Annotated in this window: 24 protein-coding genes; 12 read left to right on the top strand and 12 right to left on the bottom strand. The window is 70.9% G+C overall.

The features are described 5' to 3' along the window. Window positions 1-23: 23 nt before the first annotated feature. Window positions 24-620: a DUF3000 domain-containing protein gene (locus tag ABZW11_RS36800; protein ID WP_355427786.1), complete on the bottom strand. Its 597-nt coding sequence runs from the start codon at window positions 618-620 to the stop codon at window positions 24-26. A 598-nt stretch (window positions 621-1,218) separates the two neighbouring features. On the opposite strand from ABZW11_RS36800, the gene hemE reads away from it, so the two are divergent. The 4 genes from hemE to ABZW11_RS36780 all read left to right on the top strand — a co-directional run bounded on the left by hemE (window position 1,219) and on the right by ABZW11_RS36780 (window position 5,582). After that, the gene (gene hemE / locus ABZW11_RS36795; protein WP_355427783.1) at window positions 1,219-2,238 is read left to right on the top strand and encodes a uroporphyrinogen decarboxylase; all 1,020 of its coding nucleotides are present in this window, start codon (window positions 1,219-1,221) and stop codon (window positions 2,236-2,238) included. A 208-nt stretch (window positions 2,239-2,446) separates the two neighbouring features. Beyond that, window positions 2,447-3,850, top strand: coding sequence for a protoporphyrinogen oxidase (gene hemG, locus ABZW11_RS36790; protein ID WP_355427780.1), 1,404 nt, complete (start codon window positions 2,447-2,449; stop codon window positions 3,848-3,850). Between the two features lie 5 nt (window positions 3,851-3,855). Beyond that, the gene (gene hemQ / locus ABZW11_RS36785; protein ID WP_355427777.1) at window positions 3,856-4,557 is read left to right on the top strand and encodes a hydrogen peroxide-dependent heme synthase; all 702 of its coding nucleotides are present in this window, start codon (window positions 3,856-3,858) and stop codon (window positions 4,555-4,557) included. A gap of 206 nt (window positions 4,558-4,763) precedes the next feature. Continuing rightward, window positions 4,764-5,582: a hypothetical protein gene (locus ABZW11_RS36780; RefSeq protein WP_355427774.1), complete on the top strand. Its 819-nt coding sequence runs from the start codon at window positions 4,764-4,766 to the stop codon at window positions 5,580-5,582. Between the two features lie 181 nt (window positions 5,583-5,763). Here ABZW11_RS36780 and msrB read toward each other — a convergent pair whose 3' ends face one another. After that, window positions 5,764-6,165, bottom strand: a complete 402-nt coding sequence (gene msrB, locus ABZW11_RS36775) for a peptide-methionine (R)-S-oxide reductase MsrB (protein ID WP_355427771.1) — start codon at window positions 6,163-6,165, stop codon at window positions 5,764-5,766. A 487-nt stretch (window positions 6,166-6,652) separates the two neighbouring features. On the opposite strand from msrB, the gene ligD reads away from it, so the two are divergent. Further along, window positions 6,653-7,654 carry a non-homologous end-joining DNA ligase gene (gene ligD / locus ABZW11_RS36770; RefSeq protein ID WP_355427768.1) on the top strand — a complete coding sequence of 334 codons (1,002 nt, stop codon included), beginning with the start codon at window positions 6,653-6,655 and terminating at the stop codon, window positions 7,652-7,654. 12 nt (window positions 7,655-7,666) lie between these two features. On the opposite strand, the gene ABZW11_RS36765 is transcribed toward ligD, so the two are convergent. Then, window positions 7,667-8,479, bottom strand: a complete 813-nt coding sequence (locus tag ABZW11_RS36765) for an MBL fold metallo-hydrolase (protein WP_355427765.1) — start codon at window positions 8,477-8,479, stop codon at window positions 7,667-7,669. Between the two features lie 392 nt (window positions 8,480-8,871). Between ABZW11_RS36765 and ABZW11_RS36760 the strand changes: the two genes are divergently transcribed. After that, window positions 8,872-9,210, top strand: a complete 339-nt coding sequence (locus ABZW11_RS36760) for an RNHCP domain-containing protein (protein WP_355427762.1) — start codon at window positions 8,872-8,874, stop codon at window positions 9,208-9,210. A gap of 1 nt (window position 9,211) precedes the next feature. Further along, window positions 9,212-9,613 carry an RNHCP domain-containing protein gene (locus ABZW11_RS36755; protein WP_355427759.1) on the top strand — a complete coding sequence of 134 codons (402 nt, stop codon included), beginning with the start codon at window positions 9,212-9,214 and terminating at the stop codon, window positions 9,611-9,613. Between the two features lie 46 nt (window positions 9,614-9,659). Here the strand turns inward: ABZW11_RS36755 and ABZW11_RS36750 are convergent, their stop codons facing one another. Next, window positions 9,660-10,535: a tetratricopeptide repeat protein gene (locus ABZW11_RS36750; RefSeq protein WP_355427756.1), complete on the bottom strand. Its 876-nt coding sequence runs from the start codon at window positions 10,533-10,535 to the stop codon at window positions 9,660-9,662. Between the two features lie 19 nt (window positions 10,536-10,554). Then, complete coding sequence (locus tag ABZW11_RS36745; protein ID WP_355427753.1) at window positions 10,555-11,988, bottom strand: aldehyde dehydrogenase family protein; 1,434 nt, start codon at window positions 11,986-11,988, stop codon at window positions 10,555-10,557. A 126-nt stretch (window positions 11,989-12,114) separates the two neighbouring features. Between ABZW11_RS36745 and ABZW11_RS36740 the strand changes: the two genes are divergently transcribed. After that, window positions 12,115-13,188: a class I SAM-dependent methyltransferase gene (locus tag ABZW11_RS36740; RefSeq protein ID WP_355427750.1), complete on the top strand. Its 1,074-nt coding sequence runs from the start codon at window positions 12,115-12,117 to the stop codon at window positions 13,186-13,188. On the opposite strand, the gene ABZW11_RS36735 is transcribed toward ABZW11_RS36740, so the two are convergent. Together ABZW11_RS36735 and ABZW11_RS36730 are read right to left on the bottom strand one after the other, a co-directional pair. Further along, entirely contained in the window at window positions 13,178-13,387 is a 210-nt protein-coding gene (locus tag ABZW11_RS36735) for a hypothetical protein (protein ID WP_355427747.1), read from the bottom strand. The genes ABZW11_RS36740 and ABZW11_RS36735 overlap by 11 nt on opposite strands. Window positions 13,388-13,514: 127 nt before the next feature. Further along, entirely contained in the window at window positions 13,515-13,691 is a 177-nt protein-coding gene (locus ABZW11_RS36730) for a hypothetical protein (RefSeq protein ID WP_355427744.1), read from the bottom strand. Between the two features lie 83 nt (window positions 13,692-13,774). Between ABZW11_RS36730 and pgeF the strand changes: the two genes are divergently transcribed. After that, window positions 13,775-14,482 carry a peptidoglycan editing factor PgeF gene (gene pgeF, locus ABZW11_RS36725; RefSeq protein ID WP_355427741.1) on the top strand — a complete coding sequence of 236 codons (708 nt, stop codon included), beginning with the start codon at window positions 13,775-13,777 and terminating at the stop codon, window positions 14,480-14,482. Window positions 14,483-14,672: 190 nt separating this feature from the next. Here pgeF and ABZW11_RS36720 read toward each other — a convergent pair whose 3' ends face one another. From ABZW11_RS36720 to ABZW11_RS36710, 3 genes are read right to left on the bottom strand one after another with little or no spacing between them, the layout of a single operon-like run. Continuing rightward, window positions 14,673-15,032: a hypothetical protein gene (locus ABZW11_RS36720; protein ID WP_355427738.1), complete on the bottom strand. Its 360-nt coding sequence runs from the start codon at window positions 15,030-15,032 to the stop codon at window positions 14,673-14,675. Between the two features lie 25 nt (window positions 15,033-15,057). After that, window positions 15,058-16,368, bottom strand: coding sequence for an ATP-dependent DNA ligase (locus ABZW11_RS36715; protein ID WP_355427735.1), 1,311 nt, complete (start codon window positions 16,366-16,368; stop codon window positions 15,058-15,060). Then, window positions 16,361-17,086, bottom strand: a complete 726-nt coding sequence (locus ABZW11_RS36710; protein ID WP_355427732.1) for a pyrimidine reductase family protein — start codon at window positions 17,084-17,086, stop codon at window positions 16,361-16,363. The genes ABZW11_RS36715 and ABZW11_RS36710 overlap by 8 nt, the downstream gene beginning before the upstream one ends. Before the next feature lie 137 nt (window positions 17,087-17,223). Between ABZW11_RS36710 and ABZW11_RS36705 the strand changes: the two genes are divergently transcribed. Beyond that, window positions 17,224-17,619 carry a hypothetical protein gene (locus tag ABZW11_RS36705; protein ID WP_355427729.1) on the top strand — a complete coding sequence of 132 codons (396 nt, stop codon included), beginning with the start codon at window positions 17,224-17,226 and terminating at the stop codon, window positions 17,617-17,619. Between the two features lie 38 nt (window positions 17,620-17,657). Here ABZW11_RS36705 and glgX read toward each other — a convergent pair whose 3' ends face one another. Together glgX and ABZW11_RS36695 are read right to left on the bottom strand one after the other, a co-directional pair. Continuing rightward, window positions 17,658-19,790 (bottom strand): glycogen debranching protein GlgX, encoded by a 2,133-nt coding sequence (gene glgX, locus ABZW11_RS36700; RefSeq protein WP_355427726.1) that lies wholly within the window; start codon window positions 19,788-19,790, stop codon window positions 17,658-17,660. A 77-nt stretch (window positions 19,791-19,867) separates the two neighbouring features. Then, window positions 19,868-20,293 (bottom strand): OsmC family protein, encoded by a 426-nt coding sequence (locus ABZW11_RS36695; RefSeq protein WP_345387252.1) that lies wholly within the window; start codon window positions 20,291-20,293, stop codon window positions 19,868-19,870. Window positions 20,294-20,467: 174 nt separating this feature from the next. Here ABZW11_RS36695 and ABZW11_RS36690 point away from each other — a divergent pair, with 174 nt between their 5' ends. Together ABZW11_RS36690 and ABZW11_RS36685 are read left to right on the top strand one after the other, a co-directional pair. Continuing rightward, window positions 20,468-21,025, top strand: coding sequence for a sigma-70 family RNA polymerase sigma factor (locus tag ABZW11_RS36690; protein ID WP_355427722.1), 558 nt, complete (start codon window positions 20,468-20,470; stop codon window positions 21,023-21,025). A gap of 154 nt (window positions 21,026-21,179) precedes the next feature. Beyond that, the gene (locus ABZW11_RS36685; protein ID WP_355427719.1) at window positions 21,180-22,070 is read left to right on the top strand and encodes a maleylpyruvate isomerase family mycothiol-dependent enzyme; all 891 of its coding nucleotides are present in this window, start codon (window positions 21,180-21,182) and stop codon (window positions 22,068-22,070) included. The last annotated feature ends 52 nt before the right edge of the window (window positions 22,071-22,122 follow it).

Here is a 22,122-nt window from a genome sequence, read left to right as displayed (position 1 = left end):
AGGTGCTGTGTTGACTGGTGCCCTCACTTCGTTCGGTCACTCTCCGGATCATCACGTCGACGGGGCAGGGCGGCCACGTCGGGCGGGAGCGGCGGGATGCCCGCAGCCAGACACATCAGATCACACCAAGCGGCGACATGGCCGGACAGATCTTCCTGCGCGGGTGACCAGGACGCCCGCAACTCCAGCTCGGTCGTGACCGGATCGTCGGCCTTGTTGCCGAACCCCTCGGACACGGCTCTAGTCACGGTACCGCCGGCGGCGGAGTAGTCGGCTTGGTGGGCGTCGAGCGCCTCGGTCAGCCAGCTCCACGCGACCGGCCCGAGCAGCGGGTCGGAGGTGATCTCCGGCTCCATGTCGGCCCTGACGTAGGCCACCAGCCGGAACGGCCCCTCCCAGCCGCGCTGGCCGTCGGGGTCGTAGAGGAGGATCAGCCGGCCGACCGCCAGCTCGTCGTCGTCGCGGTAGACCGACGCGCCGATGGCCGCCGAGTAGGGGGCCAGCCGCTGGGGAGCGGGCAGGTCCTCGAGCTCGATCTCCGGCCGCACCCCGGCCAGCCGCATGCTCTCCGCGGCCCGTGCGAACACGGCGGGAGGCGGCGGCTGGTCACCGAGCGTCATAGCCGAAGCGTAGGTCGAAGACGGGCGGAAGGGGACCACGGGGGTGCTCATCCTTCGTGATCAAGCCGCTGCCGTAACCAGCTGGCGAACCGGGCGGATGGTCTCAGCGGCGCCGAAGACGAGGGCGTGACCACACTCGACGCAGGCCCACTCGGGGCACTGGCCGGGCTCGTGCCCGTCGAGGCACGGCGGCTGCTCGAACGGCCGCTCACCGGCGCAGGTCGGGCAGCGCTCACTGCGGCGCTCTGGGGAACTCCACAACGCGGTCATCGCACGAGTCATCGAACCGGGGCCTTTCTTCGGGTCGTGGCTCCGACGTTGGCATGAGCGGCTGACAATTCCCCGCAACGCGCTCGGCGTGTCCTGAAAGTGGTCGATGAATCGGTGCCGCGCGGTGGCTTGGGGAACATTTGGCCCAGTCGAGACCGGCTCTCTGGGCGGGCATGGGGTGTGGTGGACCCGTGGGGGATGCCGATGCCGAGCAGACCGGTAAACCTTCATCTGGCTATCTGATCATGATTTGGGGTGTCCAATGCATCTTTTTCCGACACCTCGGACCCGTGTCCTGACCGCGCTCCCCACATGGCACCCTGGTGAGGTGAACCTCGCCGAGTCAGCCTTCCTGCGCGCCTGCCGCCGCCAGCCCGTCCCGCACACCCCCGTCTGGTACATGCGCCAGGCCGGACGTGCGCTGCCGGAATATCACAAGGTCCGCGAGGGCGTGCCCATGCTGACGGCGTGCGCCACCCCCGAGCTGATCGTCGAGATCACCATGCAGCCCGTCCGCCGCTACGGCGTCGACGCGGCCATCTTCTTCAGCGACATCGTCGTGCCGCTCAAGGCCATCGGCATCGACCTCGACATCAAGCCGGGCGTCGGGCCCGTCGTCGCCGACCCCATCCGCGACGCCAAGGGCCTCGACGCGCTGCGCCCCCTGGAGCCCGGCGACGTCCCCTACGTCACCGAGGCCATCAAGGCGCTCACCGCCGAGCTCGGCTCCACCCCGCTCATCGGCTTCGCCGGCGCGCCCTTCACCCTCGGCTCCTACCTCATCGAGGGCGGCCCCTCCAAGAACCACGACCGCACCAAGGCCATGATGTACGGGGCGCCCGAGCTGTGGCACGCGCTCATGGAGAAGCTGACCGACATCGTGCTGGAGCACCTGCGCATCCAGATCGCCGCGGGCGCCTCCGCCGTGCAGTTGTTCGACTCGTGGGTGGGGGCCGTCGCACCCGACGACTACCGCGAGTTCATCCTGCCCCACACCAGGCGCATCTTCGAAGGCGTCGCCGGGGTGCCGCGCATCCACTTCGGCGTCGGCACCGGCGAGCTGCTCGGCGTGCTCGGCGAGGCGGGGGCCGACGTCGTGGGCGTCGACTGGCGCGTCCCCCTCGACGAGGCCGCCCGCCGCGTCGGCCCCGGCAAGGCCCTGCAGGGCAACCTCGACCCGGCCATCCTGCTCGCGCCGTGGGAGGTCGTGGAGAGGAAGGCCCGCGAAGTCCTCCGCCGTGGCGCCACCGCCGAGGGCCACGTCTTCAACCTCGGCCACGGCGTCCTCCCTTCCACCGACCCCGACCAGCTCAAGCGCCTCACCGACCTGGTCCACGAACACGCCTGACGCCCCTGAGCCTTCAAGCCTTTGCGGCAACCCCCACGGGCGGGGCGCCGTGACGCGTGTCCGAGACCCGCTGCGCTCGCCGTAGTCCACGCATCGGCTGCTCGCCGCGAGGAAGCGCGCGCATCCGGAAGCGCAAGCCCCTACCTGGGTCCGGGAGCTTCTGCCCCGGGCAAGTGAGCGGGGGCGTGAGGCGGTAGCGTCTGGAGGCGTGGAAGGGAAACGGGCGCACGTGGTCGTCGTCGGCGCGGGGATCTCCGGACTCGCCGCGGCGTGGTATCTCCGCCAGGGCGCGGGCGAGCGCGTCGAGGTGACGGTCCTGGAGGGTTCCCCCCGCATCGGCGGCAAGCTCTACGCCTCCGAGGTCGCCGGGGTGAGCGTCGACGCGGGCGCCGAGGCCATGCTGGCCCGCCGTCCCGAGGGCAAGGAGCTGGCCAGAGCGGTCGGCCTCGGCGACGACCTGGTCTTCCCCGGCACCACCCGCTCCGCCGTCTACAGCCGAGGCGCCATCCGCCACCTGCCGAAGGGCCAGGTCATGGGCGTGCCCGCCGATCTGGCGGAGCTGGCGAAGTCCGGCATCGTCTCGCCCGGCGGGCTGCTGCGCGTGCCGCTCGACCAGATCCTGCCCCCGACGCTCGTCCGCACCGACGTCTCCGTGGCCTCCTACATCCGCGCCAGGATGGGCGCCGAGGTGGTGGACCGGCTGGTCGAGCCGCTGCTGGGCGGCGTCTACGCGGGCCGCGCCGACATGTTGTCGCTGGAGGCGACGATGCCGCGGGTGGCGGCGGTGGCACGTTCCGAGCGTTCACTGCTGAACGCCACCCGCCACCTCGTCGAGGACGCGCCGAAGGACGCGGGCCCGGTCTTCACGGCCCTGCGCAACGGCGTCGGCGGCCTGCCCGAGGCGGTGGCGAAGGCGTCGGAGGCCGACATCAGGACCGGCGTCACCGTGCGGGAGCTGCACCGCACCGAGTCCGGCTGGCGCCTGGTGACCGGCCCCGTGCCGCGCCCTGAGACGGTGGAGGCGGACGCGGTCATCGTGGCCACGCCGGGCCCGGCGGCGAGCCGGCTGCTCAAGGCCGAGGCGCCCAAGGCGGCGGCCGAGCTGGCCCGCATCCAATACGCCAGCATGGCCGTCGTCACGCTGGCCTACCCGGTCGACGCCTTCCCCGAGCCGCCCGCCACCAGCGGCTACCTGGTGCCGCCCGTGGAGCGGCGGCCGGTGAAGGCGGTGACGTTCAGCTCGGTGAAGTGGCCGCACCTGTCGAAGGACCTGGTGATCCTGCGCTGCTCGATCGGCCGGGTCGGCGAGGAGCACCTGCTGCAGCGCGACGACGTGGAGCTGGTCGCGCTGGCCACCGCCGAGATGGCCGACGTGATGGGCGCCCGCGGCCTGCCCGTGGACAGCAGGGTGACGCGCTGGGGCGGCGGGCTGCCGCAATACAACGTGGGCCACCTCGACCGGGTGGCCAGGGTGCGGGCGGCCGTCGCGATGGAGCCGGGCCTCGCGGTGTGCGGGGCGGCTTACGACGGCATCGGCATTCCCGCCTGCATCGGCACCGCCCGCACGGCCGCCGCCCGGATTCTGGACCACCTGTCCCTGAGAGCAGAATAGGCAGCATGACAGAGGGCGCTCCGCGGCTCAAAGCCCGCGATCTCAACCAGGTGATCCGTTACACGATGTGGTCGGTCTTCCAGGCGACCGAGCCGTGCCCAGGCGACCGCGACGGCCTGGCGGCCGAGGTGCAGGAGCTGCTCGACCAGGCGGCCGGCAAGGACGTCGTGACCAGGGGGGTCTACGACGTCGCCGGGTTCAGGGCCGACGCCGACTTCATGTTCTGGTGGCACGCTCCCACCCCCGAGGACCTCCAGGACGTCTACGCCAGGTTCCGCCGCACCCGGCTGGGCCGGCACAGCAGGCCCGTCTGGTCGGCGATGGCGCTGCACCGGCCGGCCGAGTTCAACAAGTCGCACATCCCGGCGTTCCTCGCCGAGGAGGAGCCGCGCGCCTACGTGAGCGTCTATCCCTTCGTACGCTCCTACGAGTGGTATCTCCTCGACGACTCCGAGCGGCGGGCGATGCTGGCCGAGCACGGCAGGATGGCGCGCGACTACCCCGACGTGCGGGCCAACACGGTGGCCTGCTTCTCGCTCAACGACTACGAGTGGATGCTGGCGTTCGAGGCCGACGAGCTGCACAGGATCGTCGACCTCATGCGGACGCTGCGCGGCGCCCAGGCCCGCCGCCACACCCGCGTCGAGATCCCCTTCTACACCGGCGCCCGCAAGCCGGTGCAGGAGCTCGTCGCCGCTCTGCCGTAGTCCGGCGGGTGGGCGCGGGCTCTCCCCAGCGCCCACCTCCCAGCGTCCACCTCCCGGCGTCCACGTCCGCTGGCCCCGGGAAGAGAACCAGACCCAAATCGGCGATCTCGCTGCAGTGCTCTATCCCCTTTGTCACAATCAGGGAGATCTCCGCTCGGCGAGGTGTGACCGGGGCGCACGGTCCAGCGGTGGGGCTTGGAGGGCTGGTGGAGAGGTCCGGAAGGCGGCGGGGGCGGCACGCGGCAGGACGTCATGCGGGGCGCTCCGGGCGGCGCCGGAGCGGAGGGACGTTCAGGCGTGCGGTCCGGGGCCGGACGGCGGCCGCGGCCGGCGTGGTCGTGGGCGCCACGGTGGTGGCGCTGGCGGTGAACGGGATGTTCGGCGCGCCGGCCACGTACGGGCTGCTCGGCACGATCGTCGCCCCTGCCGCGAGCCCTGCCGCGAGCCCTGCCGCGAGCCCTGCCGCGGACGGCGGCGCGCCACACGAGGGCAGGACGGGCGCGGCGCGACCGGGCCCGAGACCACCGGGGTCGAAGGGGGCGGAGGCGGTGAGCAGGGGAGCGCGCCGGCCGGAGCCGCCCAAGCCACAGCAGCAGGCCCCGAGCAAGAGTTCCGGGCTGGTGCCGGGCGTCACGAACCCGGAGGACGTGCTGGCCGCGGGCCCGGCCGCCGAGGACGGCAAGGACTACAAGGCCGACGGCCCCTCCCGGCACACCGACGTCCGGGCGGCCGAGTACTTCCGCACGAACTGGGGCGCGAAGGATAAAGCGTTCAAACGCCTGAAAGAGGTCCGCACGGTGGGCGGCTACCTGCGCATCTACACCGACCTGCCCGAGAGCGCGGACAACTCCCTCACCGCCATCAGGCTGTGTGAGCGCGGCCTGGCCTACCTCCACGAGCAGGGCGTCGAGAACCCCGTGGTGTTCGTGCACTCCGAGTTCGGCGAGAACGGCAACCCGGTGCTCGCCAACATCCTCGGCTCCTCCGACCGCAGCTGCCGCGTCACCTACCCGAACCCCCGCTGACCAGCGGGAAGAAGGGGTCCGGGTCAGTGGACCCGGACCCGTGTCTTCGAGCACACCTCGCAGCGCTGAGTGACCACCCGCCCGATGGTCTCGATCGTCACCCACCGGTGGCGAAGATGGACAAACCGCACGCGGTGCTCGTACCCGTAGCCGACGATCGATACGCCCTGTCGTTACCTGATCACCCCTTGGGTTCGAGCCGCAGCGAGATCGAGTTGATGCAGTAGCGGTCGTCCGTCGGCGTCGGGTAGCCCTCGCCGTGGAAGACGTGCCCGAGGTGGGAGTCGCAGCGCGCGCAGCGCACCTCCGTGCGGACCATGCCGAGGCTGCGGTCCTCGATGAGCCGGACCGCCTCGCTCTCGGACGGCTCGAAGAAGCTCGGCCACCCGCAGTGCGACTCGAACTTCGTGTCCGAGCGGAACAACTCGGCCCCGCAGGCGCGGCACGAGTAGACCCCCTCGGTCTTGGTGTCGACGTATTCCCCCGTGAACGGGCGCTCGGTCCCGGCCTCCCTGAGGACGCGGAACTCCTCAGGAGACAGCTGGGCCCGCCATTCGGCCTCGCTCTTGACCACCTTGTCCATACCTCCAGAGTACGAGATGCGGCAAAAAAGAGATCTCCGCAGGCTGAAGCATCCGTTCTCAGGGAATTTCGCGTCTTTCTCGGCAAGGGGGTGTCATCACCTCCTGCCAAGGGGTGAGATCATCCGCAGATCCCGCCGAGCGGCACAGCCCACGCCCGTGCTGGCGCCGCTGGGGATCGGAACGGCCGGCCGGGTGGCGCGCCAGCGCCCGGAACGGCGGAGGGTGATCTGGCGGCCCGTCCCGTCGAGCCCTCGGTCCCGCCACCGAGGAGGCTCCGGGACGGGCCCACCCCGTCCCACCGCCATACTGCCCGGGACGCCCGTGAGAGATCGCCGGCGCGAAGCAACCTCCCCAGGGCCTCGCGCATGGAGAAGACATGCGATCCGAGATCATCCATCCGCCGCCCACGGAAGCGGGCGGCGGCCGGGAGAAACCTGTCAGGGCTGCTGAAGCCCGTCCTTGACCGCAAGGGGTAGGTTCGGGGGCATGGCATCGCCGTTTATCGAGCTCGAGGTGGGGGAGCGGACCGTCAAGGTCACCAATCCCGACAAGGTCTACTTTCCGGAGATCGGCGCCACCAAGCGCGAGCTGGTCGAATACTACGTGAGCGTGGGTGAGGGCGCCCTGCGGGCGCTCAAGGACCGCCCGACCAACCTCAAGCGCCACCCCGACGGCGTGCAGACCGAGGCGATCTACCAAAAGCGCATGCCCCCGAAGCATCCCGACTGGCTGCAGTCGGTGGAGGTGACGTTCCCGAGCGGCAGGAAGGCCCACTCGCTGCGCGTCACCGAGGTCGCGGCCATCGCCTACTGCGCCAACCTCGGCACCATCGACTTCCACCCGTGGCAGGTGCGCGCCGCCGACGTCGAGCACCCCGACGAGCTGCGCGTCGACCTCGACCCGCAGCCGGGCCTCGAGTTCGACGCGGCGCGCAAGGCGGCGTTCCTGACCAGGGACATGCTGGCCGAGCTCGGCATGACCGGCTTCGTGAAGACCTCGGGCAACCGCGGCGTGCACATCGCCGTGCGCATCGAGCCGCGCTGGGACTTCGTCCAAGTACGTCACGCCGGCATCGCCCTGGCCAGGGCCGTCGAGGCGCGCGACCCGAGCCTGGTCACCACGGCGTGGTGGAAGGAGGAGCGCGGCGATCGGGTGTTCATCGACTTCAACCAGAACGCCAGAGACCGCACGGTGGCCAGCGCCTACTCGGTCAGGGCGAAACCGCACGCGCCCGTCTCGACCCCGCTGACCTGGGACGAGCTGGCCGACGCCGACCCGCGCGACTTCGACATCCGCACGGTGCCGGCCCGGTTCGCGAAGGTGGGCGACGTGCACGCGGCCATCGACGACGCGGCGTACTCGATCGAGGCGCTGCTCGACCTCTATGCCGAGGACGACCGCGGCGACCTGCCCTATCCGCCGAACTATCCGAAGATGCCGGGCGAGCCCAAGCGGGTCCAGCCGAGCAAGGCGCGCTCCGACACCTGATTCGTTGCCGGCTCACTGCCGGACGAGGCGGTGCGGGGCCAGCTCGCGGGTCTCGCCCCGCTTCAGGTAGACCACCCGGTCGGCGAGCCCGGCCTGCTCGATATGGTGCTTGAAGTCGTCGAGCGGCGAGCTGAAGACCGTGTAGTCGTCGTAGTGGATCGGTACGACGGTGTGCGGGTTGATCAGGTCGACCCACGACGCCCCCTGTTCGCCGTCCATGGTGACCATGAGGGTGCCGAGCAGCTTGGTGCCGCCCAGGTGGACGAGAGCCAGGTCGATGTCGGGGAAGCGGCGCGGGATGGCGTCGAGCCGCCGGTCGAGCAGCGTGTCGCCGCTGATGTGCAGGCGCAGCTGGACCCGTTCGTCCTGGCCGCAGAACTCCAGCATCGTGCCCATCACGGGCGGCAGCAGCGACTCGGCGAAGCCCGGCGCGTGCTTGCCGGGCAGCGCGGTGATCCGCACGATGCCGCCGGGGCCGTGCAGCCGGTACTCCGACCAGTTCGACAGCCCGACGGCCTGGCCGAAGCCCTGCCGGTGCAGGGCGCGGGCGGCGGACGGGGTGGTGACGATCGTGGTGTCCCGGTCGAGCTTCTTGCGGGCGACCCGGTCCCAGTGGTCACCGTGCATGTGGGAGAGCACGACCGCGTCGAGCGGCGGCAGGTCCTCGACGCGCAGCGCCGGGTCCGTGAGCCGCCGCGCGGCCAGCCCGTAGCCGAGGTAGGCGAGCTGGCCCCGGTGCAGGAAGTTCGGGTCCGTCAGGAGCGTGAAGCCGTTGTAGCGGATGAGCGTGGTCGCGTTCCCGATGAACTGCAGGCTGCCTGTCACGTCGGATCACTCCGGGTGTCGTGGTCGCTGTTGCGGGTTGCCCATGGCTTTCGTCCCCTTTAGTTCCGTACGTCCTCTGCCACGGCCGTCCGGAGCCAAACCCGCCGGGGGACGGTCGCGCGGAAAATGGCTGGCGATCCTGCGGCGCGCCCCGTTACGCTCCCATCCGTCCGTGGAATGCCGTATCCGTGGCCTCGTGCCACACGTGGGGAGGGTTTGATGCCTGGCACCGCGCCCAGCGCGCCTCGCAGTCGTGCCACCGGCGGATCCCGCCTCTGACCGAGACGACCCTGAAAACCGGACAGGCCGTACGACCAGCGTGCCCCGCGAGGCTCGCTGGGCGCTTCCTTGCTGCGTGATTTCGAAGACCATTCCGGCAAGGAGTACCCAGGTTGTCCACCAACGGCAATTCACCACTGCTCAATACTTTCGCGTGCGTGCGCTGCGGCCTCACGGTCACCGCGAACGCCCCCGACGGCGCCCGGCGCAACCACTGCCCGAGCTGCCTGCACTCGCTGCACCTGCAGGACGAGTGCCGGTCACGGATGATCCCCATCTCGATCGCCGTGCTGCGTACCGGGGAGTGGATGATCATTCACCGCTGCACCCGGTGCGGTGAGCTGACCTCGAACCCGATCTGCGGGGACGACAACCAGCTCATCCTCATGCGCATGGCCGTCAGGCCGCTGGCGCAGCCGCCGTTCCCGCTCGAGGCGTTCGGTGATCTGTGACATGCCGCGCAGGAAACCCGGCGGCCGGCGGCCGCAGCAACGCAAGAAGATCCATCACGCGGAGCCGGCGGACGCGTTCCGCTGCGTCGGCTGCCGGCTCGACGTGCCCATGACGGCGCCCGGCACCGCGCACCGCAACCACTGCCCGAACTGCCTGACCAGCCTGCACGTCGATCACCGCGTGCCCGGTGACCGCAGGGCGGGCTGCCGGGGCCGGATGGCGGCACTCAGCGTCTCCGTCCGTGGCGACGGCGAGTGGCTGATCATCCACAGTTGCCAGTCGTGCGGCGAGCTGAGCGCCAACCGCATCGCGGGCGACGACAACGCGCTGGCGCTGCTGCGCATCGCCATGCGGCCGCTGTCGGACGCCCGCCTGCCGGTCAACGCCCTGCTCGCGCTGTGACGGGGCGGCCGGGACCGCTTCGCGCGGCCCCGGCCGCCGAGCCTGGTCAGTCGCCGAACTCCAGGTGCAGGGCCCGGGTGAAGTCGGCGATGGCCTCCTCGTGCCGGTCCAGCTCCTGGTGGATCTCGCCGCGCACCCGGAACGCCCAGACGTACTCGGGGTCCAGCTCGATGGCGGCGTCCAGGTCCCTCAGTGCGGCCTCGTTGTCGCCCAGCTCGCTCAGCACCGCGCCCCGGCTGCCGAGCGCGCGGTCGTTGCCCGGGTCCAGCTCCAGCGCACGGTTGAGGTCGGCGAGCGCCTCGTCGTAGCGGTCGATCATGCGCAGCGCCTCGCCGCGTCGGCTGAGGGCCCGTACGTAGTCGGGGTCCACCTCAAGGGCCTTGGTGTAGTCGTCGATGGCCTCGTTGTAGAGGTTCATGCGCTGGTAGAGCTCGCCGCGGGCGAGCCAGGAGTACGCCAGGTCCGTGTTCAATGAGATGATCTTGGTGTGCTCCGCCAGCGCCTCGTCCAGCCGGTCCAGCTCCACCAGCACGTCCGCCTTCGCCTCGAGGATCCACAACGAGTCCGGGGTGAGGGTGAGCGCGTGCTCGAAGTCCGCCATGGCCTCTTCCAGGCGTCCCATCGCGGCGTAGGTCTGGCCGCGCGAGCCCAGCGCGTACGCGCTGTCCGGCTCCAGCTTCAGCGCCTCGTCGAAGTCGTCGAGCGCGGCCTGGTGGCGCTCGATCACCCGGTGGCTCTCACCGCGCAGCCGCCATGCGCGGGCGTTCTCCGGGACCAGCGCGATCGCCTCGGTCAGGTCCGCTATGGCGGCGTCGTGGCGCGACAGGGCGATGTACGACTCCGCCCGGCTGCGCAGCACGGAGGCCCGGGACTGCGCGGCCGCGTCGGACAGCCCGGAATGGTCCATGATCCCCTCGTCCATGGGGGGTAAATCTATCCGACTAAATCTTGATGATGGCGGCCTTTTCCCGGGTGTACTCGAGGACCGCGTCGTGGCCGTACCCGCTGTCCTTGACCCCGCCGAACGGCAGCCCGGGAGGCATCTGGCGGAAGGTGTTCACCCAGACCGTGCCGGTCCGCAGGTCGCGGACGAACCGGTGCGCCCGTCCCAGGTCACGCGTCCACACGCCGGCCGCCAGCCCGTAGCGGGAGTCGTTCGCGATCGTGAGCGCCTCGTCGTCGGTCTCGAACGGGATGGCCACCGCGACCGGGCCGAAGATCTCCTCCTGGCAGACCCGCAGCCCGTTGTCCTCGCTCGTGTAGAGCGTGGGCGCCACCCAGTAGCCGCCCGGCAGCTCCGGCACCACCTCCGCGCCCGCCTGGCCACCGAAGACTAGCCGCGCGCCCTCCTTCTCGGCCAGCTCCAGGTATGACGTGACGCGCTCGTACTGGGCCGCCGACACGATCGGCCCCATCGTCGTCGCGAGGTCGAGCGGGTCGCCCAGCACCAGCTCCGCGCAGGCGCGCTCGATGCGGCCGAGCATCTCCTCCCAGATGGAGCGGTGGATGAGGATGCGCGAGCCGGCCACGCACACCTGGCCCGCGTTGCCGGTGTAGACGGAGTTCACGGTGACGCCGAGGGTGGCGGCGTCGAGGTCGGCGTCGGGGAAGACGATGTTCGGCGACTTGCCGCCCAGCTCGAACGTCATCGGCTTGAGCGCCTCCGCCGAGGCCCTGGTGATGGCCTGGCCGGTCTCGGTGGAGCCGGTGAGGCTGAGCTTGCCGACGCCCGGATGCCGGACCAGCGCGTCGCCGACCTCCTCGCCCAGGCCGCTGACGATGTTGAGCACGCCGGGCGGGAACACCTCGGCCAGCAGCTCGCCCAGCCGCAGCACCGACGCGCTCGCCTGCTCGGCGGGCTTGACGACGACCGTGTTCCCGGCGGCCAGCGCGTACGCGGCCTTCGCGGAGAAGGTCGAGATGGGGGAGTTCCACGGGATGATGCAGACGGCCACCCCGTACGGCTCGCGCCTGGTCAGCCCGAGCGCGTCCGGCCCGAGCTGCACGGTGTCGCCCCTGACCGCGTCGAGGCACTGCCCGGCGGCGATCTGCCACAGGTACGCCATGCCCGGCAGGTCCCGCTTGAGCGTGTCGCGCAGGATGCGGCCGTTGTCGCGGGTCTCCAGCCTGGCCAGCTCCTCGGCGTGCTCGCCGAACACCTCGGAGACCTTGCGCAGGTAGCCCGCCCTCGCCAGGGCGGGCAGCGCCGACCATGAGGGGACCGCGTGGCCGGCGGCCTCGACCGCGGCGGCGGCCTCGGCGGCGCCGGACGCGGGGATGCGGGCCCAGGGCCGGCCGGTGGCGGGGTTGACCGTGTCCAGCATGCGCGGGGCGGGTACCAGCTCGCCGCCGATGAGGTTGCGGTAGTCAGGCACGCGACCAAGCATATGCTTGCTCAAGTATGCTGACCAGGGGCTGGAAAGATCACGTAAAGCGCCCGAAAGTGGGCGCATAGTCGCGGAGATGCGGGGCACAACCGGTCGCGAGGGTGGGTGGTGGCGATGGTGAAGCGATGGCTCGGACGGCTGGCGTACGGATCGCGCTATGACGACGTGCCGTGGGGGCAGCGGGTCTACGTACGGCCGGGGGAGCGGCTCGCCAGGGAGGCGCAGTGGCACCTGCTCACCAGGCGCGCACCGATCGTGTCCCGGGCCGCCTACGAGCGCACCCGCTCCCTGGGCGAGATCGAGGAGTTCCTCGACTGCATGATGTGCGGCGAGTCGCGCCAGCAGCCGCTGTTCGAGCCGAACGGCGGCAAGGGCTGGCGCTACCACGTCGTCCGCTGCCCGTCCTGCGGCTTCCTCTACCGCAACCCGAACGTCCGCCCCGAGCGTCTCGGCGACCTGTACGCCACCGGCTACAGCAATTTCCTGACCGGCAAGTACGCCGCCAACCGGCAGCGCCGCTACGACCTGACGATGCGGGCGTTCTCCCCGGTCTTCGACGAGGGCAAGGAACGCCGCCTGCTCGACTTCGGCTCCGGCGTCGGCCTCTTCCTGGAGCTGGCCGAGCAGCGCGGCTTCGACGCGTGCGGGGTGGACCTGTCGCCCGAGTCGGTCGCGCAGGCCAACGAGCGGCTCAGCCGGGCCCGTACGTTCTTCGGCGCCCCGCAGGACGTGCCCGAGATCGCCGCCGGCGGCTTCGACGTCATCACGCTCTGGTCGGTGCTCGCCCACCTGCCCCGGCCGCTGGACGACTTCCGGCTGTTCAGGAGCCTGCTGGGGCCGGGCGGGGTGCTGCTGATCCTCACCGTGAACGCCAACTCGCTGCTGCTCAAGGCGTACGGGTCGAAGTGGAGCGGCTTCACCAAGAACCACCTGATGTTCTACTCGCCGCGGACCGTGCGCACGCTGCTGCGGCGTACCGGTTTCGCGGGCGTCGCGTTCGCCCCGCACTACGGCGACACGATCGAGGCCGGCACCACCAGGCTGCCCGCCGGCCTGGTCAGCCGGCTGCGCAGGAACGTGCGGCTCAGCGACGGCGGCAACATGATGCGGGTGCTCGCCTTCGCCGACGAGGAGGCCATCGTCCGGTACGGCGGCGGCCCGCTCACCGTGCACCGCCTCACGTCGTAGCAGCCACGGCGGGCCGCCCGAACCGCCGCGCCAGCCGGGCCGCGCACAGGTTGGCCACCGCGATGAGCCCGGTCAACGGCAGGAACAGCAGCCCACTGGCCAGTGCCCCCAGCCCGCGCCCCTGCTGGAGCATGAGGCTCATCGCGAACAGCAGCCCGTAGAAGGCGAGATTGAACAGCGCCCCTTGCGCCGCCGTCACGACGAACACCCGATTCCGGCAGAGCGCCCCCGGCACCAACGGCATGCGCCTGGCCCGGCCGTCTCTAGCCCCGCCACGAAGGCCCGCTTGGCGCCGAGGGTGTCGGTGATCGCGCCCGCGCCCAGCATCACCGCCGCGAACGTGAGCGTGTAGGCGTTGACGCCCACTCCAGCTCGGCGCGCGAGGCGCCGAGGTGGGAGGCGAGCTGGGCGAGGGTGAGGTGCACGATCGTCCCGTCCACGAAGACCATGAAGGAGGCGGCCAGTGCCAGGACGACGACACCTCGACGATGTTCGATAGCCATGGAACAACTGTAGGAGATGTTCTATCGCCATCGAACATTAGGGTGCCCGCTGAAGGTGGCAGGCGTCGCCTAAGATCGGGGGCATGCAGCTCGCCCCCGACGTCCACGTGGCCATCACCGACCGCAACGGCGGCGTCGGCGCCCCGCCCTACGGTTCGCGCAACCTCGGCGGCCTGGTCGGTGATGACCCGGCGACCGTCCGCGCCAACCGCGCGGGCCTGGTGGCCGAGCTGGGGGTGCGGGCGGTGGTCTTCATGCGCCAGGTGCACAGCGCCGAGGTGGCGTACGTGAGCGAGCCGTACGGCGACGACCCGCCGCCGCTCGACGGTGTGTTCACCACCGAGCCCCGGCTGGCGCTGGCGTCGCTGGGCGCCGACTGCCCGGCCGTGCTGGTGGCCGACCCGGTGGCCCGCATGGTCGGCGCCGCCCACTCCGGCCGCCCCGGCACCGAGGCCGGCATCGCCACCGCCCTGCTGACGGCGATGGCCGGCAAGGGCGCCGAGCCGAGCAGAATGGTCGCACTGATCGGCCCCGGCGCCTGCGGCCGCTGCTACGAGGTCCCCGCCGCCCTCCGCGACCAGGTCGCCGAGAAGGTCCCCGCCACCTGGTCCACCACGTCCTGGGACACCCCCGCCCTGGACCTGCGCGCCGGCATCGAGTCACAGCTGAGAGCGGCAGGCGTCAGCGACGTCCACCACGACGCCCGCTGCACGATCGAGTCGGAAGAGCTCTACTCCCACCGCCGCGAGCAGCCGACGGGCCGCTTCGCCGGCCTCATCTGGCTCACCTGACATCCCGACCACCCCAAGCCGGGCCTCACGAGCGGCCTCACCCCACTCACCAGCGGCCTCACGGACTCTCGCCAGCCGCATCGGCGGCCCCGCATCGGCGGGCCCGCCGAACCCCCACTTGCACCCCCGATGCAACCCCCGGCCGAACTCACGACGGCCCCAGAGCCACTGTCACGGTGGTGGATGGGGGTCAGTCCTTCTTGTCCTTGGAGGAGTTGGAGCCGTTGAAGATGGAGTTGACGGCGATGATGCCGATCCACACCGCCAGGATCGGCCAGAACCGGCCCTCTCCGAGCACCATGAACGCGACGGTCGACACGGTGCCGAGGGCCACCGACACGATGGCGAGGGCGAGGCGTTGGCCGTCGGGCGGGCCCTGGCGGGCCACCTGGCGGCCTTTGGGTGTGACCTGGCTCAGCCGCTCGTCCACTCGCCGGTCGATCTCCTGGCCCATCCTGTCGAGGAACGAATCCACGACGGCGTCTTCGTAGTCGGGCCCTAAATCGCGGCGTGCGGACACGGCGGCCCTGAGCTCATCCCCTGTTGTCATGTAACGAGATATATCGGGACAACGACTATCGGGCAAGGATGTCGTCGAGGTTGTAATGCACGGGACGTTCGAGCTGCTCGTACGTGCACGACTCAGGAGTGCGGTCGGGCCGCCACCGACGGAACTGCGCGGTGTGCCGGAACCGGTCGCCTTCCATCTGGTCGTAGGCCACCTCCATCACCAGCTCAGGCCGGAGCGGGATGAACGACAGGTCCTTCTTGGCGTTCCACCGCGACACCGCGCCGGGCACCCGCTGCCCGCCCCTGGACGGCCCGGCCGCCGGCTGGCCGACGTTGGCCGCCGCCTGCTCGGCCCAGTGACCCCACGGGTGCTCGCTCAGCTCGGCGATGTACGGCTTGACCTCCTCGACCAGCTCCGCCCTTCGCTTCATGGGGAACGACGCCGCCACCCCCACGTGGTGCAGCCGCCCGTCGTCGCCGTAGAGGCCGAGCAGCAGCGACCCGACGATCGGCCCCGACTTGTGCTCGCGGTAGCCGCACACCACGACGTCGGCCGTACGCTCGTGCTTGACCTTGAACATCGTGCGCTTGTCGGGCACGTAAGGCTGGTCGCCCGGCTTGACGATGATGCCGTCGAGCCCGGCGCCCTCGAACATCTCGAACCACTCGCCCGCCTGCCCCTGATCGGTGGTGACCGGGGTGAGCCTGATGGAGCCGCCCTTCTCGGGGAACAGCGCCTCGAGCCGCGCCCGCCGCTGCGCGAACGGCACCTCCATCAGCGACTCGTCGCCCAGCGCCAGCAAATCGAACGCGACGAACTGGGCAGGCGTGCGCTCGGACAGCATCGTCACCCGCGACTTGGCCGGATGGATGCGCTGCTGGAGCGCGTCGAAGTCGAGCTGGCTGCCCATGGGCAGCACGATCTCGCCGTCGATGACGACCTTGTCGGGCAGCTCGGCCCGCACCGCCTCGACCAGCTCGGGGAAGTAGCGCGTGAACGGCCGCTCGTTGCGGCTGCCCAGATAGACCTCGTCACCGTCGCGGAAGATGATGCACCGGAAACCGTCCCACTTCGGCTCGTAGAACAGCGTGCCGTCCTGCTTCGGCATGGCCTTCACCGGCTTGGCCAGCATCGGCGGAACGGGCGGCCGCACCGGCAGATCGGGCACCGGCTGCGGCTCCTCCTCGGCCACCGGCCCCGCGGCGGGCTCCACGCCCGGCTCCACGCCCGGCTCCCCGGCGGGCACCCCGCCGGGCTCCGCGGCCGGATCAGTGGCCGCCGAAGCGGTCGGCCCGGTGGTCGGCCGGGTGGTCGGCCGGGTGGTCGGCCGGGTGGTCGGCCGGGTGGTCGGCCCGGTGGGCGAGTCGTCAGTCATCGCTCTGCTCCCTCGTGTACTTGCAGAAGAGCACCCCGTCCTCCTCCAGGACGTGGCCGAGCCGCAGCCCGACCTGCGCGGGCGTGCCGTTCTGGATGCGGGCGGCGCCGCCCCCGACCAGCAGCGGGCTGATCGTCAGGCACAGCTCGTCGACCTGCCCGCACGCGGAGAGCTGGGCGTTGATGCGCGGCCCGCCCTCGCACAGCACCCGGGTCAGCCCCCGCTCGTGCAGCGCGGCCACGGCGAGGGGCATGTCGACGCCGTCGTCACCGGCCACCACCAGGTCGGCGTATTTGGCCGCCAGCCTGCGCCGCTCCTGGGGCGCGGACTCGCAGGTGATGACGATGGTCCTGCTCGGCGCGTCGGTGAACAGCTCGCCGTCGAGGTCGATCGCCAGGCTGCGGGTGACGACCGCGATGGGCGGCACCTCGGGCCTGCCCTCGCGGATCTCGGCCCATGAGTCGCGCAGCGGGACGGGGCCGTAGCCCTCTTTGCGCACGGTGGCGGCGCCCGCGAGGATCACGTCGGCCAGCCCGCGCAGCGTCTGGAAGACACGCCGGTCACCCTTGCTGGACAGCGGCCCCGAGCGCCCGTTGAGCCAGGCGGCGCCGTCGACGCTGGCGACCATGTTGAGCCGCAGCCACGGCCGGTCCTCGGGGTAGGCGTACGCCTGAACGATGTCCGGGTTGTCCTGAATGTCGGGATAGATGCGCCGCACTCCTCTACCTTGGCACAGCGCACCGACAATCGGTCCCGCCCCGGTTTCGGGACGGATAGTACTTTCGCGTAACGGCGGACTTCTTGCCGTTTCTTTGCTTAACGTGACGATAGGGATGGCAAAGGAGAGGGGCCGCCGTGAGCCTGGCCACCGCCGTGGCGTGGACGATCGCCGCAGCCGCCGGCGTCTACCTGCTGTCGTTCTGGCTCACCGGCGCCAAGCGCCCGACCAAGATCACCCGGTTCCCCGCCGCGCTCGTCGTCTCGCATCCGGCCCTGGCCGTGACGGCGCTGCTCTGCTGGGCGGGCGGGCTGATCACCGGCAACCGGGTGCTGGCCTGGGCCGCGTTCGCCGGCCTCGCCGCCGCCGCGCTGCTCGGCTTCGTGATGTTCACCCGCTGGCTCGGCGCCGGCCGCCACACCACCACCGCCGCGCGCGGCTTCCCCGCGCTCGCCGTCGCCCTGCACGGCCTGGCCGGCGTCGCCGCGTTCACGCTCGTCTTCCTGAGCGCGAGCGCCGCCAAGCTCTTCTGACGCGGCTCAGGGTTGAGGCGGCTCACGGCTGAGGCGGCTCAGGGCGTCCTGACGTCCTGGCGGGGCAGGCGCAGCACCTGCAGCGAGCGGGCGGTGACCGCGACGAGGTCGCCGGCCGACCAGCGCTCGTCGGCGTACGCGTCCTCGATCGTGTCGTGGTTGGTGTCGAGCACCGGCAGCCAGCCGCTGCCGAACTCCTCGCCGGGCAGCGTGAACGACATGTTCTCGTGGTGGGCGTTGATGAGCAGCAGGAACGAGTCGTCCACGATGCGCTCGCCCCTGGGGCCAGGCTCGGTGATGGCGTCGCCGTTCAGATAGACCATGAGCGACTTGGCGTAGCTGATGTGCCAGTCGCCGGCCGTCATCTCGCGCCCGCCCGGCGTCAGCCACACGAGGTCGCGCCGGCCGTCGTCGGGGTGGCGGCCGTGGAAGAAACGGCGCCGCTGGAAGACGGGGTGCTCGCGGCGCAGCTTCGACAGCGCGCGGACGAACTCCAGCAGGTCGGACTCGGTGTGCACGGTGGACCAGTCGATCCAGGCCAGCTCGTTGTCCTGGCAGTAGGCGTTGTTGTTGCCCCGCTGGGTGCGCCCGATCTCGTCGCCGTGGGACAGCATCGGCACGCCCTGCGACAGGAACAGCGTGGCGAGGAAGTTGCGGCGCTGGCGGCGGCGCAACGTCACGATGTGGGGGTCCTCGACCGGGCCCTCGGCGCCGCAGTTCCAGGAGCGGTTGTCGTTGGTGCCGTCGCGGTTGTCCTCGCCGTTGTCCTCGTTGTGCTTGTGGTCGTAGGAGACGAGGTCGGCGAGGGTGAAGCCGTCGTGGCAGGTGACGAAGTTGATCGAGGCGACCGGACGGCGGCCGGACGACTCATAGAGGTCGGCGGAGCCGGTCAGCCGGGACGCGAACTCAGGAAGGGCGGAATGGGTGCCCCTCCAGAAATCTCGTACGATGTCGCGGTATTTCCCGTTCCATTCCGTCCACAAGGGCGGGAAATTCCCGACCTGATACCCGCCAGGCCCCACGTCCCACGGCTCCGCGATCAGCTTGACCTGAGAGATCACCGGATCCTGCTGAATGAGGTCGAAGAACGCGCTCAGCCGGTCGACGTCGTGCAGCTCCCTGGCCAGCGCCGAGGCCAGGTCGAAACGGAACCCGTCGACGTGCATCTCCAGCACCCAGTAGCGCAGGGAGTCCATGATGAGCTGCAGCGCGTGCGGCGAGCGCACGTTGAGCGAGTTGCCGCAGCCGGTGTAGTCGAGGTAGTAGCGCCGGTCGCCGTCGTGCAGGCGGTAGTAGGCGGCGTTGTCGATGCCCCTGAACCCGAGGGTCGGCCCCATGTGGTCGCCCTCGGCGGTGTGGTTGTAGACCACGTCGAGGATGACCTCGATGCCCGCCTCGTGCAGCGCCCGCACCATGGCCTTGAACTCCAGCACCTGCTGCCCCCGAGTGCCCGCGCTGGAGTAGCCGCCGTGCGGGGCGAGGTAGGCCATGGTGTTGTAGCCCCAGTAGTTGGTCAGCCCGCGGGCGACCAGGAAGTGCTCGGGGACGTAGTGGTGCACCGGCATCAGCTCGACCGCCGTCACCCCGAGCGACAGCAGGTGCTCGATGATCGCCGGATGCCCCGCCCCCGCGTACGTGCCCCGCAGGTCGGGCGGCACGTCGGGGTGGCGCATCGTGAGCCCGCGCACGTGAGCCTCGTAGATCACGGTCTGGTGGTACGGGATGCGCGGCGGCCGGTCGTTGCCCCACTCGAAGAACGGGTTGATCACCACGTTCTTCGGCATGTAGGGGGCGCTGTCCTCGGTGTTGCGCCGGCTCGGGTCGGTGAAGTAGTAGGGGAACAGCGCCTGGTTCCAGGTCAGCTCGCCGTCGATGGCCTTGGCGTAGGGGTCGAGCAGCAGCTTGGCCGGGTTGCACCGGTGGCCCCGCGGCGGGTCGTAGGGCCCGTGCACGCGATAGCCGTAGCGCTGCCCCGGCTGGATGCCCGGCAGATAGCCGTGCCAGACGAAGCCGTCGACCTCGGGCAGATCGACGCGCTCCTCGGAACCGTCATCGTGGAAAAGGCACAGCTCGACCCGCTCGGCGACCTCGGAGAACACCGCAAAGCTGGTGCCAACGCCGTCCCAGGTGCCGCCGAGTGGATAGGGCTCGCCCGGCCAGACCTCGCGCATGTGACCCGATTGTCGCACGCGAAAGCGGTCTTGGTCGCGCAATGGTCCGATCGCTGTCCGGTAAGGGCGTTCGCTCGTCAGAGCAGCTCGGCCTTGAGCGTGATCGTCGTGCCCGCGAGCGCCTTGCTGACCGGGCAGCCGGCCTTGGCGGCCTCGGCCGCCTGCTGGAACTGCTCGGCGCTGATGCCGGGCACGCGGCCCTGGACGGTCAGCACGATGCCGGTGATGCCCTCGCCCGGCTGGAACGTCACGTCGGCGCTGGTGGTCAGCGACTCGGGCGGGGTGCCGGCGCCGGCCAGGCCGTGGGAGAGTGCCATGGAGAAGCAGGAGGAGTGGGCGGCGGCGATGAGCTCCTCGGGGGAGGTCTTGCCGTTGGCGGACTCGGCCCTGGACGGCCAGGAGACCTCGAACGTGCCGACGCCCGAGGTGTCGAGGGAGACGGTGCCCGAGCCGTCGAGCAGGGCGCCTTTCCACTGGGTCGTCGCGGTGCGGGTGGTGGCCATGCGTGGTCCCTCCGTGTTCCCTCCGTGTGTGCTCCGTCGCTTCCTGAAGACGACACTATCGCGGCGCGAAAGACTCTCGCGGTGGGGGTCATCCCGCTCTACATTTGCCGCGAATAATGACATGCTCGGGTCGCGGCGCCTGTGCCGCCTTGGTCCGGATTACACGGGAGTGTGGTGCCAGTGGAGGCACCGTACGACGATCGCCTGCTGCACCAGCGGGTGGTCGGCGGCGATGAGTCCGCGCTGGGGGAGGTCTACGATCGGCTCTCCTCGCTGATCTTCGGTCTCTCCCTGCGGGTCACCAGGGACCGGGTGATCGCCGAGGACATCACGCAGGAGGTGTTCCTGGTCTTCTGGGAGCGGCCGCTGGCCTACGACCCCGACCGCGGCACGCTGCGCGCCTGGCTGGCCACCATCGCCCACCGCAGGGCGGTGGACCACGTGCGCGCGGAGGAGCGCAGGCGGGTGTCGGCGCTCGGGCCCCGGCTGTTCGAACGGGAGCCGGTCCGCCTGGAGGACACCGTGCTGGCCGCCGACGAGGCCGACCGGGTACGCAGGGCGGTGACGTCCCTGCCCGAGGCGTTACGCCAGGCAGTCGAGCTGGCGTACTTCGGCGGGCGCACCTACCGGCAGGTCGGCGAGGAGCTCGGCGTCCCCGAGGGCACCGCCAAGTCCCGCATCCGTCAGGCGTTACGCCGCCTGGCGGACGCGCTGGCCGAGGAAGAAGTCTGATGAGCGCCGGGTCCTCGCACGGATCGGGCGCGAGCGGAGGAGATCTGACGAACGTCCGGTCGCCCCACAGATCGGGCGGACATGGAGCAAGCGTGCAGGAACCAGGGCCGCCGCACACGGGCCCGGCCGCCGCGTACGCGCAGGAAGAGGTGTGATGGACCCCGTCGAGCGTCTCTATCTGGACGCGATGATGGAGGACCCGGCGGTGCCGGCCCACTCGTTGCGGCCTCAGCTCCTGGCCGGAGCCCGCGCCCGGCGCCGCCCCGCGGCCCCCACCGCCGGCTGGGCGCAGCCGTACGCGGCCCGCGTGGCCGCCATGGACGCCCTGCTGGCCTCCGCCGTGGACGACGACTGGTCGCGCGTCATCGTCGAGGGCTGGACGCTGCAGGAGCTCGTGGCCCACCTGGCGGCCAAGGACGGCCTGGTGGCGGCCTCCGTGGGCGCTCCTGTGCTGGGGCCGCCGATCGAGGCGGCCGACTCGCTGGGGCGTACGCACGACGTCCAGGCGTACGAGCGGGCCCGCAGCCCCGAGCAGACACGGCGGGACTGGCGGGCGCAGGCCGACGCGCTCTGCCGGCACCTGGCCGAGCTGCCGCCCACCACCCCCGCCACGCTCGACGGCATGGAGATCGCGGTCAGGGACCACGTCCTGGCAAGGGGCCTGGAGACGTGGATCCACACGGCCGACGCCGCGCGGACGGCGCGGGTGCGCCTGCCAGACCCCCTCCCCGAGCACATCCATCCGACGGCCGACCTGTGCGCGCGCCTGCTGCCGTGGACGATGCTGCTGTCGGGGCTGGACGGCTCCGGCCGCACGCTGCTGCTGACGCTGACGGGCCCCGGTGGCGGCGAGTGGCGGGTCGCGCTGGGCGTCGAGGACGCCGGGCCGGGGGAGCCTGACGCGCACATCACGGCGGACGTCGTGGCCTTCTGTTTCCTGCTGGGCGGCCGGGGCGACCCCGCCGACTTCCCCGCCGACCTGGAGGGCGACCTGTCCTTGGCCAGGGACGTGCTCACCACCGCCCCCGCCCTTTCCGGCCCTTAACCCCGCGAATTCGGACTAAATCCGCACTTCTCACTTATCCGTTATAGGAAAA

The organism is Nonomuraea sp. NPDC004580 (assembly GCF_040609855.1).
GTDB classification, from domain to species: domain Bacteria; phylum Actinomycetota; class Actinomycetes; order Streptosporangiales; family Streptosporangiaceae; genus Nonomuraea; species Nonomuraea salmonea.
Note: the sequence above shows the minus strand (reverse complement) of the source record. Positions and strands in the feature narration are given on the sequence as shown.